Consider the following 16,543-nt stretch of genomic DNA (forward strand, 5'->3'; position numbering starts at 1 on the left):
TTGCTTGAAAAATGATTGCGATTTTAAGTAGATTATCACTGTAACAAACGTGAATTGAATAAGTAATTCCCCATTTTATTTTTCCTGTTTGCATGCATTTCTTAATTTCTTTAAAGCAGCTTGATGGTTATATGAGATAGTTTGTTCTGATTCGTTTAATATTTTTGCTATTTGTTTGTTGTTAAAATTGTGAATGTAGATTAATTCCAAAATACGTAATTGCTTATTTGATAGCAACTTCATCTTAGAATTTAGATGAGCATTAGCAATATAGTCACTAATGTTTGTTTGTTTTCGTTGAAAATTAATAAAAGTCGTATCCTCATCGGTCGACATTAGAAGATCCATTAATAGGTGTTTTTCCTGGGCGATGGATTCTTCAGTTACACCGGGAATAGGAAGGTTTTTTTTATAATAGTTACGTAATTTTTTATCAAATTCAATTGCAGAAAAGTGGATAGTTTTTGAGATATAAGAAATTAGAATAATGTTTTTATAGTATCTGCGAAAGGTTGCATTTAGTTGTTCGATACTTTCTTTGTCCAGGTCATTGATTGCCTTATTAAAAATACGTTGATTATCACCACTTTTTAAGAATTCTTTCATAATAGGTTGTTTCATCATAGCATCATATTTCTTGAAAAATTCTTCTTCTCTAACTGTCATCATCTACACTCCTCCTTTCAGGTGAAAGAGAAATATAAAGCAAATTGATCGAGAAATAGTATTATGAATTTTAGAATTTTTAGGGAGAAAAAGTGGTGTTTGAATTATTGTTTACACTACTAGTTTATGGGTTAATTTAGTAATTATGTTAATTTTAACGATAACACACATGTTTGAAATGAAAATGTATCTTTTTTATCATTTTTAGTGAAAAACGCATATCATTATTAAAAATGAATAATGATTTTTGGTAATGGGACTTCCCGCTTTTTATAAGAAAATTACTAGATGGTAAATTTTTACTACTAAATTGCGTTGAAAGGGTCATAATTTATCTGTTTTGCTATTCTACTTTATGAATTGTCTAGTAATCGTCGATGTTGTTTTCATATATTATGACCCTTTCCATAATTATGGTCTGATTAGTTAAGACAAGAGATTCTATTGTTTAATTCACCCTTTTTTTTCTGAACAATTACTTCCCGGAGATAGTCTAATCCAACTGTTAATCGTTCTAGTTTTTTTTCAAAACGTATTAAAAGGTATATTGTCATTACAATTGGAAATCCAAAATTTGAGATTAAAAAAACCCAATCTGTATCGGTTCCCATAATAACCCCTCCTAGTTTAATTGGATAAAACCATTGCCTACTTGACTGATAGGGAAATCCATTTTTCTTGAATGACTACTAAAATATCTTTCAACTTGTGATGGGAGTAGCATTTGATCATGTTTTTGTATGAGATTTAAAACTAGTGCAACTGCTCCAGAAGCGTGTGGAGCTGCCATTGAAGTACCGGTTAATTTCACGTATTGCCCATTTAAATGAGTAGATAAAACATCTTCACCAGGTGCCATGAATTTTAGGTTTAGATTAGTATGAGAAAAGACAGAAGGAACTAAATCATTATTTACAGATCCTATCGAAAGTGTTTCTTCATAAAAAGCCGGATATGAAATTTCGTATGTTTCAGAATCACCATCACCGCCATTCCCAGCTGCAGCAACAATAATAATACCTGCATCATATACATTTTTAATCGTTTTATATAATTCGTTTGTATGTGTAGGACCGCCTAACGACATATTAATCACGCTTACTTTCTCACCATTAGGACCTGTCCACTTCATTGCATAATCCAAAGCTTCAATTAATTGATCATAAGAACCAGCCCCTCTTTTATCTAACACTTTTAGGATAAGTAAGTTACATTTAGGTGCTACACCTATAACACCCACTCCATTATTTCTAGCTCCTATAATTCCAGCAACGTGTGTACCATGGCCATTATGATCTTCAAAAATGCTTGGCTCACCATTATCATCATCTGTAAAATTATATCCACCGATAATGGCGTCTGTTAAATCAGGGTGATGTGTGGCAATACCCGTATCTAAAATAGCTACAACGACACCACTACCTTCGGAAGCCTCTGTCCAAATTTCTCTTGCTTTGATGAGATCTACTCCAGGAGGAACAACCTCTAAATCATTATAAAATGATAAAATTTTGTATTTACCTAATTCAATTTTCGGCATATTATCCATCCTTTTCATATGAGTTTTTTGTACAAAAGAAGTTCACTCGACGCTTGGCAAATCATAATGAATAAAGCAATGTCTCGGCCAATATTTACTAGGCAATATTTAATTTGTCTCTTTGAATTCCTCCTTTATAATCCGTTATATTCTATAAAGAGATATTTAGAATAAATTATCAAAATAGTTAATCAATTTAGTTCCATTATCACTATAGCAAAAGTAAAATTGGATGTTTACATAGAATGTCCAGGAAATTTAGGGGGGATAGAAGAAAATAAGGTGTGATGATCTTCGTTTTATCTGGGATAAATGTAGAGAATCCATTTCGATTAATAATATACCAAATAAATTCTTTTATTGAATAATATACAAGTTAACGGGAGTTTTATATAATTGAGTGTAAATATATGACATTAGTTAGGATGGTGATGATAAATGGAACCTAAATGGCTTGAATGGACGAAACAGCTTCAATCTATCGCACAGGCGGGGATAACTTATTCAAAGGATGTCTACGATTTGGAAAGGTTTGAGCTAATAAGGGAAATTAGCGTGGAAATGATGTCGTATCAAACAGGAATAGATAAGACGAGAGTAAAGGAACTATTTGCGAATGAAACTGGATATGCCACTCCTAAAGTAGATATTAGGGCAGTCATTTTTCAAGATAATAGATTATTAATGGTTAGAGAAAATACTGATGGTGATTGGGCGTTACCAGGGGGATGGGCTGATATTGGGCTGACGCCAAGTGAAGTCGCAGTAAAAGAAGTAAAAGAAGAATCAGGGTTTGATGTAAAAGCAGTTAAGTTATTAGGTGTACTAGATAAGAAGTGCCATCCACATCCTCCATCCCTTCATCATGTTTATAAAATTTTTATTCAATGTGAAATAATTGGCGGAGAACCAATGAAGGGTATTGAAACCAATGCAGTGGCGTTTTTCTCTGAAAATGAATTACCATCCTTATCAACAGCTCGGAATACACAAACTCAAATTGAATGGATATTTAAAAGTCTAAATAATCCACAAGAACTTGTTTATTTAGATTAATTTATTTATGTAATGAATAAATGGAAGAGGTGATTCGATGCAGCAATTATTTGTTGGTGAAATGAATATCGATCTTGCAAAGGAAATTTTAAGTTGGAGATATGATGTACCATATGATTTTTATAACAATGATTTAGATACAGATTCATTAAATGAAATGCTAGAAAACCCATATTATTCAGTAGCAGACGCTAATGGGGAATTGGTCGGCTTTTTTTGTATTGGAGAGTCCGCGCAAGTACCAATCGGTTCTCTATTTGGTGCCTATGTAGAGGAACGAGTTGATATTGGTATAGGAATGAAGCCTGGATTAACAGGTAAAGGGTATGGTTATACCTTTTTTTCATTCATACTTAATCATATTCAAAGTGAAAATTCTCTACCAATACGTTTAACAGTTGCTAAATTTAATCATAGAGCTATTCATTTGTATGAAAAACTTGGCTTTGTTAAGATGATGGAATTTAGTAAGGACTCAACAGAATTTATCGTAATGAATAAATAGGAGAATCTATAATGGTTTAGGAATAGTCAAACTTTAAAAAGGCACAAAAAGATATTGTTGCAGAATGATCTATAAAAGAAATGTCACTAAGACATGTAGAAGTGATAGGAAAAGAAAATAGGTCAGTGTTTTACTTTTGAAAATTCGTTGTACTTTCTTAATAAATAATAAATCTAAAGGGTACTTTGACTTCGATACATTCAAACCGTAAAATAAATTATTACGGTAACCGAAAAATAATGGATGTTAGAGGGTAGAGTAACTTGAGAGAGAGTCAGTCGAGAAAGGCACAGCGCAATTTGTATACCTTTCTAGTGAGTAAGATGGTGACGTCACTTGGTTTTGGCGTCTTTAACTTTGGAATGAGTTTATACATATTATCAGTTACGGGTTCAGCACTTAGCTTTGCAACGAATATTCTATTTAATGTACTCCCACGTGCTTTAGCAGCACCAGTTGCGGGGTATGTGGCGGATCGTTTTCCAAAGAAGCGTGTTGTTGTGACAAGTATGGTTGGTATTAGTTTGTCAGTGGGTATTTTGATTGTTTATACGTTGATGTACGGAATATCAGTACCTGCCATATATACAATTACGGCGATTTTTTCTACATTCGGAGCGTTTAATGGAATTGCTTTTTCAAGCTCTATACCGAATTTAGTTGGAAAGGAACGTTTACAGAAGGCGGTTTCTTTTAATCAGGTGTCACATTCTATTGGCGCAATTGGTGGGCCGTCTATTGGAGGCATGTTATTTGGATTTGTCTCAATGGAAGTGTTCCTGATGACGATGTTTATAGCCTATGTTATCGCGTTATGTTTAGAAGCTACAATGGATTTTACATTGTTTGAAGTACCTGTGAAGAAGAGAAAAGAATCGATGGTAGCGAGCATGAAAGAAGGATTCCAGTATTTACGTACAAAGCAACTAGTGCAAACGTTATTGATGACCACACTATGGATGAACTTTTTCTTTTCCGCCGTTAGTGTGGGGCTCGTATTTATCTTAGTTGAAAAGTTAAGTATCCCATCAACCCAAGTAGGTATTATTCAAGGGGCCGGAGCGATTGGTATGCTTGTCGTTTCTATTTATTTATCTACTCGCAGCGATTTGAAATCACCGTTGCATTTTGTAAAGCGTGCTGCGTTTATGATGTGTGCAGTCGTTGCTAGTATTACAATTCCTTTATTTATGAATTTTAATGGTATTAGCACCTTCATTTTTTATATGGTGTTAATGATCTTGTTTTCAGCAATGGGTGTTTGTACGAATACGCCGATTGGTATAGTGCTTCAACGATCCATCGATGATGAGTACCGTGGCCGAGTATTTGGTATTATCGAAACGTTATCGGTTGGTACAGGTCCTATTGGCGCATTAATTTTTGGTGCGTTATTTGATTATGTCGATGCTAAAGTAATCTTGATTTGTGTGAGTATAGCATTGACGCTATGTATTACATATCTAATGAGAAAATCTAATATTGGTGTTCCAGGGGATGAGCTTGTTTAATATTGATTAATAGAAAAGTTAGAGATATGTCTATTCTTCATTAGAGAACGAATAATTTTTTTTAGTATTTAATAAACGAACCAAAATAGGCGAGTGAACTAGAATAGTATGTCTTCAGTTTGAAGTGGCTTCTCATTGAGAAAAGTCACTTTTTATTTGTGAAAAAATATTTATTTACTTTTCTAAAACTTGGGAGTAATATTACATCAGTTTCAAATTTCTAAATCGCTGAAGTGAAACACGGGGGACCCATTTTCGTGGATTGCAATGTAATCCTAGGGGTGAATCCTTTAAAAAAGGTAGGGCTACTCAAGGTCCGAATCCGACAGCTAACCTCGTAAGCGTTATATGAGAAGGAAGGTGGAGCTTGTTAGACAGGAATCCTAATGTCTACAGGTCTATTTGTTGATGACCTGTAGGCTTTTTTTATTCTCTAAAATTAAAAATTCCTCTAGATTGGGTGAGAAAAATGAAAGCCTCATTGAAAAGAATGTTGATCGGTAGACCTTTGAAATCGACTGAATTAGGTGAACAAAGGTTAAATAAAACGAAAGCATTGGCGATCCTTTCATCAGATGCTCTATCGTCTGTAGCATATGGTCCTGAGCAGATATTGATTGTTTTAGTGACAGTTGGAGCAGCTGCTCTATGGTATTCGATACCCATTGCATTTGGTGTCATCATTCTTTTAACAGCACTTATACTGTCATATCGCCAAATTATTTATGCTTATCCTCATGGGGGTGGGGCTTATGTTGTATCTAGGGAAAATCTCGGGGTTAATCCAGGTCTTGTTGCCGGTGGGTCATTATTAGTAGATTATATTTTAACGGTGGCTGTTAGTGTGTCTGCTGGAACAGATGCTATAACATCAGCGCTTCCAAGTCTCCATGATTATAATGTGGAGATTGCCATTGTATTCGTTATCTTACTAACGATATTGAATTTAAGAGGCGTGACGGAATCAGCTTCGGTTTTAGCATATCCAGTGTACTTATTTGTGTTAGCATTATTTATCTTGATTGGCGTAGGAATCTTTAATGTTGTGACAGGTAATGTTCCATCGAATTTGCATACATCAATTGGTACCCCTGTTGCAGGGCTTAGCTTGTTTATTTTATTAAAAGCTTTTGCTTCAGGTAGTTCTGCTTTAACTGGTGTCGAAGCCATTTCGAATGCCATTCCCAATTTTAAAGAACCTGCACCTGTAAATGCTGCGAAAACTTTAATGGCAATGGGTGGTTTACTCGCAATTTTATTTTCGGGCATTGTTTTCCTAGCTTATTATTACGGGATTACACCGAGCGCGACATCAACTGTTGTATCCCAAATCGCTGAAGTAAGCTTCGGGCGTAATCTGGTTTATTACTTCATTCAAGGAACTACAGCGTTGATATTAGTGCTCGCTGCAAATACAGGATATTCAGCGTTCCCATTACTAGCTGTGAATCTATCAAAAGATAAATTTATTCCTAGAATGTTTCAAATAAGAGGAGATCGTTTAGGGTATTCTAATGGAATTATTTTATTGAGTTTGGCAGCAATTCTATTAATCATCGTATTTAATGGTACTACTGAGAATTTAATTCCTTTATATGCTGTTGGGGTTTTTATACCTTTCACATTATCTCAAACGGGAATGATTGTGAAATGGATAAGAGAAAAACCTCAAGGCTGGGTAACAAAACTAATCATCAACTCGGTTGGAGCGGCGATATCGTTTGTTGTAACAATTGTGTTTTTCGTGACAAAATTGCCTGCAGTATGGCCGGTGTTTATTTTCTTACCAATCATTATCTTTGCTTTCCATCGTATAAAAAAACATTACGATTCGGTGGGGCCACAGCTCAGATTAATAGCTGATGAAGAAATTCCACCAATCGAAGGTAATGTTATTATTGTTCCTGTCGCAGGCATTACGAAGGTTGTAAGAAATTCATTAAATTACGCAAAATCGTTGTCTGCTGATCAAATTATTGCAGTATATATTGCATTTGAAAGAGAGGATACGAGAAAGTTTGAGGAACAGTGGATGAAGTGGCAACCCGATGTGAAGTTGGTGACATTGTACTCTCCTTATCGTAGTATTGTGCAACCACTAACGAAATTCATAGACAAAGCTGAAAGACTAGCGAGCAAGTCAAACTATCAGGTCTCTGTCATCATTCCACAATTTTTACCTAAGAAAGGTTGGCAAAATATTCTTCACAATCAGTCGAGTCTATTAATACACACGTCTTTACTGTATCGGAGAAATGTAGTCCTCATCACAGTTCCATATCATTTGCAAAAATAAAAGAGGGTTTTATAAAGTTTTACTGAATATATAATACAAAGAAAATCCTTATCCTTATAGCTTAAATGAATTAAAGCCCTGTATTTAATTACAGGGCTTTAATTTTATTTGTGAATAAAAAAGTCTAAAGATAAAAAGGAGAAACTATGATTATTTTAATTAATGGCGCCTTTGGTGTTGGGAAAACAAGTGTTGCTGAACAATTGCATGAGAATTTAGAAGAGAGTATTATTTTTGACCCGGAACTAGTGGGATTTATGCTTAGACATATGTTACCTAATGATATAAAAGAAAAAGAGGCGCCTAGTAGAGATTTTCAGGATTTTATTTTATGGAGAAAGTTATTTGTGGAAACAGCCAGATGTCTTCATGAGCAGTATGGGAAGACATTGATTGTCCCAATGACTATTAGGAACTTGGAATACTTCACTGAAATCATGGATGGCTTATATAAAGTAGATAAAAAAGTGTATCATTTCTGCTTAACAGCTACTAAAGAGACAATTCATAAACGTTTGTTAGAGCGAGGAGAAGTTATGGGGGATTGGTGTTTTCAGCAGACAGATAAATGTTTAGCATCATACGAAAACAATGATTTTTCACATTATATTAATACGGAGAACAAAGATTTAACTGAAATAATTGAGCACATTGTTGAGAAAATAAATTAATTTTTATAGATGAAAATGAATTGGTAAAGGGCGGCTTTCATGAATATTCAAGGTATAAATCACCTTTTGTTTTCTGTTTCAAATTTAGAAAAGTCCATTGAATTTTATCGAAATGTATTTGATGCAAAGTTATTAGTAAAAGGGCGCTCTACAGCATATTTTGATGTCGGTGGTATATGGCTAGCATTAAACGTAGAAGAAGATATATCACGCAATGAAATACACCAGTCCTATATTCACATAGCATTCACAATAAAAGATTCGGATTTCGATGAAATGTTTGAAAAACTTAGAAGTTTAAATGTAAATATACTATCTGGTAGGCAAAGAGATCAACGGGATAAGAAATCTATCTATTTTACAGATTTAGATGGTCATAAGTTCGAATTTCATACAGGTACATTACAAGACAGAATGGATTATTACAAACAAGATAAAAAGCATATGGAATTTTTTAATGACGGTAAACAAAAATAGCAAGGGAAGATGCTGAGATGACAACAAATGTTTACTTTGTAAGGCATGCGCATTCAGTGTATACACCGGATGAATTAACACGACCATTATCCGAAAAAGGGCTAAGAAATGCCAATAACATTTTAGAAAAGCTTAAATTGGAGGAAATTGATACATTCATATCTAGCCCATATAGAAGAGCGATTCAAACAATTGAGCCTCTAGCAAAATACAATAAAGCTGAAATTAAACTAAATGAGACTTTTCAAGAACGTAGACTAGCTCAAGGAGAAGTAAAGGATTTTACTGCAGCAATAACAAAAGTTTGGCAAGAACCAGATTTCGCGTTTGATGAAGGGGAATCCAATTATAGAGCTCAATCCAGAGGTATAAAAGGTTTGATGGATGTTTTACATACTTATCAAGATCGAAATATTGTGATTGGAACACATGGGAATCTGATGGTGTTGATCATGAATTACTTTGATGCAAAATATGATTTTGCATTTTGGAAAGAGCTACAAATGCCAGATATCTATAAGTTGTCGTTTGAAGGTGTGAATTTAATGAAGATAGAACATATTTATTAGAGGGAGATTAGTATATGAGAATAATCGATACGACTGAATATTTTTAGGGAATTACAATCTAGTGAGTAGTTTTTTAACAAATGAATAAAGAATACTACGGAAATATCATGAATTCTCTTAACAATCTCACATCTAAGTCACCTTTCAATGTCCGAATGATAGGTGGCTTTTTAATTTCTACTGCAGCTATTTCGATGTTCATGGCATAATGTACACAGTGACAAATGAGGGAAATTAATGGAGGATGTTATGGATTTAAAGCAGATTTTAATTGATTGGGTATCGATGCCTATATTAGAGCGTAAAATTCTGATTGCTGAGCAGGGTGACGAGTTGTTATCCAATATGCTACAGGAAATAGGTGCTGTCGATGCAGAATTACGTGATCAACTGATTTATAGAACTTTTATGGAGATGCTTGGGGAGCAGTTACTCTCACACGAGCAAATGCAATATTTGTATAAAGAGATTGTATCGGAACAATATTTGTTTTTCCAAATTGGTGACGAACAGACTGATACAGTATTAACCCGTTCTTTTTCAGCGTTGTTGTTGACAGGTATTTTAACAACAGATGCAGAATTAAAATTCTTACCTAATGATGCATTGTCTACATATCTAGAAAAAAGCGGTCATTATTTACAAAAAGAATGTGATGTTCGAGGGTTTTTAGATGGTAAGGGATGGGCACACAGTATAGCGCATGGAGCTGATTTAGCTGCCGCTACGGTTCGTCATCCCGCCTTTGAATTGCGTATGGCACCACCGATACTGCAAGCAATTAAAGCATGCCTATGGAAAAATGCCGTCTATATAGATGATGAAGAAGAGCGTTTAATCATTGTGATAGAAGAAATGATGAAAAAAGGTGTTTCAGAAGAAGTACTCGTTGAATGGGCTGAGCAAGTTTTTGATAAGCTAGATCATCATCTATATAGCATAGGGTATGATCCATCGTATTTTAAAGCAAGAACTTGTACACTTCATTTTATGAAAACATTATATTTTGCATTGAAAATTAAGAAGAGTATGCCGAAATTAGAAGGCGTTGTATATATGCAAATCGCTAAACATTTTAAATTAGGTTGAATAGGAAGGATTATTTAACTATGATAGCTTTAGGTGTATTTAGTAAGGTCCATTGTTGGAGGTTTTTTTGCTATATAGGGAACGGTACATACTAGTTGGGAAAAATATATGGTTAATTAAAAACCAACTACGGGTGGTAAAGCAGTGGAAAACCATAAGTGGTTAACAGAGAATTCAATAAAAGCTAAATAATATTTGCCCTTTAGATTGCTAAATCTGAAGGGTATTTTTTATTTAGGTAGAATAATAATCCTAAGACTTACAAAGTAGAGGAAGTGAAAATTATAATATGTATTTACTACTTTCGATTTTTTATACCTCTATAGATTGTTAAAGTTAAGCTCAAAATAAAGGGGAAATTTTATATAGAGTATTAGAATCTAAATGATTCTGCAGAAAATAGTATAGAAGTTAAGACTTTCTATAAAATTCGAATCGCTATTTTGGTGTTGAGATGCAAGTCATGCATCTTATAGAAGGACGGGGGATGAATGAGCGCATTAAAAAGAGGAGCAGCATTAATAGGATGTATATTGTTACTTTGTGCTTGTAGTATTGCAGAAAAAGCTATTGATAAACCGATTGAACAGCAAGTTATGTTCACTGAAAAAAATATGATGAAATTCCCTAAGTTAACTACAAGGGAAGAAACTATATTAGATAGAACTACGGAACAATATCTTATTTATGAATACCAAATAGATAAATCGTACAATCACTTAAGATTATGGGTTGAGGCATATGAAAAGGGGAAGTTAGCCGATTCAGAAGTTTTACTCCTTAACTCTGAAGTAAAAGGTAGTGGTACCATCATTATGAATACAATTAAAAAAGCTGAATCCAATGAAGAAAATATATTAAGTTTGAGTGTAACCTCTGGTAATGGAAGTAACTCAAGTAGTATAAGGACGCAGCTTCCAAAAATGGCATCCGATCCGACTTTTACAGTATGGAAAAGTACAATTGCAGATGAGAAAAATATTGAGTCTGAAATGATTTTAGGTTATATGATTCATGGATACTCTAATGAAACAGAACCTCACAATTATGAGGAGCTTAGCGAGAATCCTCAAAAATTGATCAAAGAGCTATCAGATAATAAAGAGGTTTATATTTTAAAAAGTAAATTTATAAAAAAGTAGAATGAAAGTCAATTGAAAAGGAGACACGGTAATGAACCGTGTCTCCTTATTTAAGTTGTTCTTAATGTTAACTGGCCATTTTTCATTTCATAAATTTTATCGCAATAAGATAAGATGCTTTCATCGTGCGTTACCATCACAGCTGCTTTATTTTTTTCCTTTACCTCTTTTGCAATGAGTGCAACGATTTCGCTACTACGCTCAGAATCAAGGCTAGCAGTTGGTTCATCAGCAAGAATAATATCAGGGTTGTTCATTAATGAACGTGCAATTGCGACACGTTGTTTTTCACCACCAGATAGATGCTGTACAAAGTGATTTGCGCGATGATCAAGACCTACTGATTTTAACAGTTCATCTGCTCTCTGTTGTGTTTCTTTATTCCAAGAGCCTGCAAGATCAGCTACTAATTTAAGCTGATCTTTTACTTTTAAATAAGGAACTAGATTAGAAGCTTGGAATATATAGCCGATTGAACGTAAGCGTACTTCTGCTTTTTGTTTGTCATTAAAGTTTGCTATATTTTCACCGTTAACGATCATTTCACCGCCATCTGGGCTCAGAAGTGCGCCTGCAATAGATAGTAGTGTACTTTTACCTGAACCTGATGGACCGAGTATAGCAATAAGCTCACCTTTAATTGCTTGGAAATTGAGGTCGTGTAAAATCTCAACTTCCTGTTCACCGTCTTGAAATACTTTACGAATATTTTTTAATTCTAATGGAATTTTAGTCATTATTCTGCCCTCCCCATAGCTTGTAAAGGATCCGCTTTTACAATGCTAGCACTTGAAAGTAACGCACCGAAAATCGACACGATAAATAAAACACCAGAGTATATAAGGATTACACCAAAGTCAAAGACGAATGGAATACCTTTTGGCATAATAGCTTGCAAGATTGCTGCAAAACCGATTGCTGCACCAATACTTACAATGGATAGGATAATTACTTGGATAATTGTAGAACCAATGAGGAAACTGTTTTTTGCACCAATTGCTTTTAAAACACCAAATTGGTTAACTTTTTGAATCGTCATAATATAGAAGAAGGCTGTTAAAACGAATACTGCTATTACGATTAGAAATGCCAACATCATGAATAATGATTTTTGTTCAGCATCATAACCAGGTATGCCTTTAATAACATCGCCTTTTTCTGCCCAAACCCCATCTTTTATAGTAGATGAAACATCTTCTTGTAAATCTTTATTAGCATCCTTTATAACAATCGTGTTATAAGATACTTTTTGTTTTGATGGAAAAAGGTTTTCCCAGCTTTCTTTGTTTACAAAAGCTACGGGTGTATGACTGAACGTTTGTTTCTCAGTAAAACCAACTACTGTATAAGTAATATCTGAGTTTTCCTCGTATAACTTATCGCCGATTTCAATGCCTTGTTTTTTTAATGAGTCATCAGCAACAATTGTTGGTCCTTTAGATGATTTAATAGTTGAGCCTTCAGTTACTTTAGGCATTAGGAAGCTATTTGGGTTAATTCCCATCATACTTACGTCAACTTTTTTATCTGAGTTTACTTCCTTTAAAGAAAGCATTTGTAGACCGACTGTTTGCAGATTTTCATTGTCTTTTATATCCGATAATACTTTTTCATCAAAGCGAGAGCGATCGAGGCGATTGTCTGCATCTTTGTCTAAGTAAAATGCATGTGCATTCATGTTCTGAATAGAAGATGCGTTATCTGATGACAAACCGTTAGCCAATCCGCTAATGATAAACACCAATGCTGCAACGAAAAACATGATAAAACCGATCAATGAATATCTAAGCTTGAAAAACCGAATTTCTTTTAATGAAAGAGAAAACATATCTACTTCATCCTCCTGTTCTAGGTTACATCCATAATGTACATCTTGAATATGAACGGAAGATGAATAGGAAATTACAAAAAAAGTCAGTTATTATTTATGGAGAAGTCCACAAGATAATAACTGACAATATTATTGAATGGGTAATGTCACAGAAAAGATCGTACCTTTATTTTCTTCACTTATAACATCTATTTTCCCATTATGCAATTTGATGATGGATGAGACGATGGATAAACCAAGTCCAGAGCCTTCAACAGAATTGGTTCTTGAAGTATCCACACGGTAGAACCGATCAAATATCCTATCAATTTCATTCTCAGATAAACCTATCCCTTTATCTTGGAAAGTGACGATAATGGATGAATCTTTTTTGGCTATTGCTATATCAATGCTTCCATTTTCTTTATTGTACTTTATCGCATTCGTTAAGAGGTTGTCCCATACGGTGTTAAGTAGTAAAGGGTCGCCTACTATTTCGAAATCTGGTAGAGAATAACTAAGCATAATTCCTTTTTCTCCTACAGCCCATTGATACTGGCGGACAAGTTCTTTAAGTTGCTCTGCTATATTGAATGATTTTTTCTTCATAATATCCTCATTCTGATCTAAAGATGAGAGGAGTAGTAGTTGCTTGGTTAGAGTAGAGAGTCTTTCAATTTCCCCATTTATAACTGCAATATATTTTTCTTTATCTTCTGATGGTAGTTCAACTTTGCCCAATAAGTTTGTATATCCTTTAATATTCGAAAGAGGAGACTGGATATCATGAGAAATATTTGTGATGAATTCTTTTCGAATATCATCAAATTGTTCTAATTGGTTTGCCATATGAGAGAAGCTATTTGCTAGCTTTCCTAATTCATCACTGCGATGTATATCGAGCTCGACATTAAATTTCCCTTCGGCTAACGAGTTCGTCGCTTTTGTTAATTTAGTAATAGGATTTACTAAATATTTTGTACTGATGATTACCATTAAAATACTTAGTATTATTGTTGATGCAAATAGCCAACCAAATAAAATATGCATCTCATTGAAAAGTAATTTTATGTCTGGTCTAAGGAAGAGTGCATATTTTTTGTTATCATGTGTTAATGGTACTCCAATCGTATTTCTCAATTCATTTGCAAAAAAACCAGTGACAAATGTTTCTTGTGGGAAATGAAGAAGTCCGTGGTAAACTTCATTATTTAATACTTGGTCGATTGTAGATTTTGGCAGTTCCTTCACACGGAAATCTGCACCAAAATAAGTGCCTTTCCGAGAGGTATCAACCAAGTATAGTTGATAACCGATGAATGATAGATTTTCGAGATAGTCCTTCAAGTCAGTGGTAGGATGTTTTTCTGCAAATTCAGCAATGTCTAACGCAATTTGTGTATTCTTTGCATCGTTAAATGGTTTTAGCTTTTGTTGATAATACGTATTGGATATAAAGAATGATAGCACGCCACTTAGGAGCATAATGCCAATCGTCAACATAATGAATTTAAAGTAGAGGGATCTCATATACTTTTGTCCTCCAGTAAGTAGCCGATCCCGCGTACGGTCTTAATATGAATGGTATCTGTTAGATCGGAAAAGCGCTCACGTAAACGTTTAATATGAACATCGACCGTACGATCATCACCTGCAAAGTCTAATCCCCAAACTTGTTCAATTAAATGCTCTCTAGAAAATACTTGTTTAGGATGAGACATTAAAAAATACATCAATTCAAATTCCTTCAATGGTAAAAATATTGTGCGATTACCAATATGCACTTCATAATTTGATTTATTTATTGAGATGTCACCTAGACGAATGACAGAATCACCAACTTGTTTATCATAACGGCGTAATAATGCTTTAATACGAAATAGTAATTCTTGCGGTTCAAATGGCTTTACAAGATAATCATCTGTACCGGAATCATAGCCTTTTTCCTTATCGGTAATTTGGTTTTTGGCAGTTAGTAAGATGACAGGAATATCGTAGTGCTGACGTATTTCTTTTGTTAAAGAATAGCCATCCATATATGGCATCATCACATCGATAACTGCTAAATCACAGAGCGTACCTTTAAGAATACGCAATGCTTCCATACCATCATTTGCTTTATATACATGGTATCCAGCATCTTGTAAATGCACCTCTACCAAATTTAGAATATTTACATCATCATCCACAATTAAAATGCTGGTCACTTATTTAGTCCCTCCAATTAATAACGGTCCCTTTACTAATAATCATATAGTACTTCGGTAAATAATTGAAATCACAAGATTAGAATATCTATTTTGTTGACATGAAACCAAATGGTTGTATATAATTTTAATACGAAACCAAATGGTTATATATTTGTGGTAGGAAAAGGAGAATATCAATGACAAACAATAAGCAAGAGACATTACAAGATATAAAACAAACAGTACTCGTAAATGCACCGATTCAAAAGGTGTGGGATTATGTATCGTCGGCTGAAGGAATTGAAGCTTGGTTTATGCCAAATAATTTTAAATTAGAAAAAGGGTATGAATTCCAAGTGCAATCTCCATTTGGTCCTTCTCCTTGTAAAGTAATCGAAATCAGTGAACCAAATCGCTTATCGTTTGAATGGGATACTGATGGCTGGGTTGTGACTTTCATTCTAAAAGCATTAGGAGAGAAAACGGAATTTACTCTTATTCACGGTGGATGGAAGTATGCAGATACTATTGTAACGAAAGCACAACAGCCAAGCTCTATTATTCGAGATACAATGGAACAAGGTTGGGTTGGTATCGTTCAGCATAAGTTCAAAAAAGTGGTTGAAGGCTAAGTATGTCAGCTGCAGAAAAGTATGATGTGTTCCAAGCAATTGCTGATCCAACACGTAGAGAAGTATTACATTTATTAGCTACAAAGGAACGGTCTATTGCAGAAATTACTATGCATTTTGATATGAGTCGTACAGCAATAGCAAAGCATCTTCATGTACTTGCAGATGCGGAGCTTGTACGTGGTACAAAAGTGGGTAGAGAGAAAATCTATATGCTACAGCCAGAACCATTAACAGAATTGAAGCAATGGCTAGCCTTCTATGAGCAATTTTGGAATAACAAGTTAACAAAATTGAAGTACGTTGTAGAAAATGAGACTATAACAGATACGGAGTAGTTAGTATATGTAATAACTATTCCACTGATAGTAAGTGAAGAGAAAGGGTGAG

Annotated in this window: 18 protein-coding genes and 1 riboswitch; of the genes, 11 read left to right on the plus strand and 7 right to left on the minus strand. The window is 34.2% G+C overall.

What is annotated here, in order from left to right; all coding sequences use genetic code 11:
* Positions 1 to 75 precede the first annotated feature (75 nt).
* The 3 genes from AC3IS5_RS00990 to AC3IS5_RS01000 form a co-directional block, all read right to left on the minus strand.
* Positions 76 to 669 (minus strand): sigma factor-like helix-turn-helix DNA-binding protein, encoded by a 594-nt coding sequence (locus tag AC3IS5_RS00990; RefSeq protein WP_489426186.1) that lies wholly within the window; start codon positions 667 to 669, stop codon positions 76 to 78.
* 419 nt (positions 670 to 1,088) lie between these two features.
* Positions 1,089 to 1,277 carry a YvrJ family protein gene (locus AC3IS5_RS00995; RefSeq protein ID WP_489426187.1) on the minus strand — a complete coding sequence of 63 codons (189 nt, stop codon included), beginning with the start codon at positions 1,275 to 1,277 and terminating at the stop codon, positions 1,089 to 1,091.
* 11 nt (positions 1,278 to 1,288) lie between these two features.
* Positions 1,289 to 2,206, minus strand: a complete 918-nt coding sequence (locus AC3IS5_RS01000) for a S8 family peptidase (protein WP_489426188.1) — start codon at positions 2,204 to 2,206, stop codon at positions 1,289 to 1,291.
* Between the two features lie 438 nt (positions 2,207 to 2,644).
* Here AC3IS5_RS01000 and AC3IS5_RS01005 point away from each other — a divergent pair, with 438 nt between their 5' ends.
* The 9 genes from AC3IS5_RS01005 (at position 2,645) to AC3IS5_RS01045 (ending at position 11,522) form a co-directional block, all read left to right on the plus strand.
* Positions 2,645 to 3,262 (plus strand): NUDIX hydrolase, encoded by a 618-nt coding sequence (locus tag AC3IS5_RS01005; RefSeq protein WP_489426189.1) that lies wholly within the window; start codon positions 2,645 to 2,647, stop codon positions 3,260 to 3,262.
* 37 nt (positions 3,263 to 3,299) lie between these two features.
* The gene (locus tag AC3IS5_RS01010) at positions 3,300 to 3,767 is read left to right on the plus strand and encodes a GNAT family N-acetyltransferase (RefSeq protein ID WP_489426190.1); all 468 of its coding nucleotides are present in this window, start codon (positions 3,300 to 3,302) and stop codon (positions 3,765 to 3,767) included.
* A gap of 263 nt (positions 3,768 to 4,030) precedes the next feature.
* Positions 4,031 to 5,278: an MFS transporter gene (locus tag AC3IS5_RS01015; RefSeq protein WP_489426191.1), complete on the plus strand. Its 1,248-nt coding sequence runs from the start codon at positions 4,031 to 4,033 to the stop codon at positions 5,276 to 5,278.
* Between the two features lie 216 nt (positions 5,279 to 5,494).
* Positions 5,495 to 5,638: riboswitch (cyclic di-AMP (ydaO/yuaA leader) on the plus strand.
* Between the two features lie 109 nt (positions 5,639 to 5,747).
* A complete protein-coding gene (locus AC3IS5_RS01020; protein ID WP_489426192.1) occupies positions 5,748 to 7,574 on the plus strand; it encodes an APC family permease in 1,827 nt (608 codons plus the stop codon).
* Between the two features lie 146 nt (positions 7,575 to 7,720).
* The gene (locus AC3IS5_RS01025) at positions 7,721 to 8,245 is read left to right on the plus strand and encodes an AAA family ATPase (protein WP_489426193.1); all 525 of its coding nucleotides are present in this window, start codon (positions 7,721 to 7,723) and stop codon (positions 8,243 to 8,245) included.
* A 39-nt stretch (positions 8,246 to 8,284) separates the two neighbouring features.
* Complete coding sequence (gene fosM / locus AC3IS5_RS01030; protein ID WP_489426194.1) at positions 8,285 to 8,722, plus strand: FosM family fosfomycin resistance protein; 438 nt, start codon at positions 8,285 to 8,287, stop codon at positions 8,720 to 8,722.
* Between the two features lie 17 nt (positions 8,723 to 8,739).
* The gene (locus tag AC3IS5_RS01035) at positions 8,740 to 9,291 is read left to right on the plus strand and encodes a histidine phosphatase family protein (RefSeq protein WP_489426195.1); all 552 of its coding nucleotides are present in this window, start codon (positions 8,740 to 8,742) and stop codon (positions 9,289 to 9,291) included.
* 237 nt (positions 9,292 to 9,528) lie between these two features.
* Positions 9,529 to 10,380 carry a DUF2785 domain-containing protein gene (locus AC3IS5_RS01040; RefSeq protein WP_489426196.1) on the plus strand — a complete coding sequence of 284 codons (852 nt, stop codon included), beginning with the start codon at positions 9,529 to 9,531 and terminating at the stop codon, positions 10,378 to 10,380.
* 491 nt (positions 10,381 to 10,871) lie between these two features.
* Entirely contained in the window at positions 10,872 to 11,522 is a 651-nt protein-coding gene (locus AC3IS5_RS01045; protein WP_489426197.1) for a hypothetical protein, read from the plus strand.
* Between the two features lie 50 nt (positions 11,523 to 11,572).
* Here AC3IS5_RS01045 and AC3IS5_RS01050 read toward each other — a convergent pair whose 3' ends face one another.
* From AC3IS5_RS01050 to AC3IS5_RS01065, 4 genes are all read right to left on the minus strand, one after another.
* Entirely contained in the window at positions 11,573 to 12,250 is a 678-nt protein-coding gene (locus AC3IS5_RS01050; protein ID WP_489427793.1) for an ABC transporter ATP-binding protein, read from the minus strand.
* Between the two features lie 8 nt (positions 12,251 to 12,258).
* Positions 12,259 to 13,350, minus strand: a complete 1,092-nt coding sequence (locus tag AC3IS5_RS01055) for an ABC transporter permease (protein ID WP_489426198.1) — start codon at positions 13,348 to 13,350, stop codon at positions 12,259 to 12,261.
* Between the two features lie 132 nt (positions 13,351 to 13,482).
* The gene (locus AC3IS5_RS01060; RefSeq protein ID WP_489426199.1) at positions 13,483 to 14,862 is read right to left on the minus strand and encodes a sensor histidine kinase; all 1,380 of its coding nucleotides are present in this window, start codon (positions 14,860 to 14,862) and stop codon (positions 13,483 to 13,485) included.
* The gene (locus AC3IS5_RS01065; RefSeq protein ID WP_489426200.1) at positions 14,859 to 15,539 is read right to left on the minus strand and encodes a response regulator transcription factor; all 681 of its coding nucleotides are present in this window, start codon (positions 15,537 to 15,539) and stop codon (positions 14,859 to 14,861) included. Before AC3IS5_RS01065 ends, AC3IS5_RS01060 begins: the two co-directional genes overlap by 4 nt.
* 179 nt (positions 15,540 to 15,718) lie before the next feature.
* Between AC3IS5_RS01065 and AC3IS5_RS01070 the strand changes: the two genes are divergently transcribed.
* Complete coding sequence (locus AC3IS5_RS01070; RefSeq protein WP_489426201.1) at positions 15,719 to 16,153, plus strand: SRPBCC family protein; 435 nt, start codon at positions 15,719 to 15,721, stop codon at positions 16,151 to 16,153.
* A gap of 2 nt (positions 16,154 to 16,155) precedes the next feature.
* Positions 16,156 to 16,491: an ArsR/SmtB family transcription factor gene (locus tag AC3IS5_RS01075; RefSeq protein ID WP_489426202.1), complete on the plus strand. Its 336-nt coding sequence runs from the start codon at positions 16,156 to 16,158 to the stop codon at positions 16,489 to 16,491.
* The last annotated feature ends 52 nt before the right edge of the window (positions 16,492 to 16,543 follow it).

Source organism: Viridibacillus sp. KH_047 (assembly GCF_057838945.1).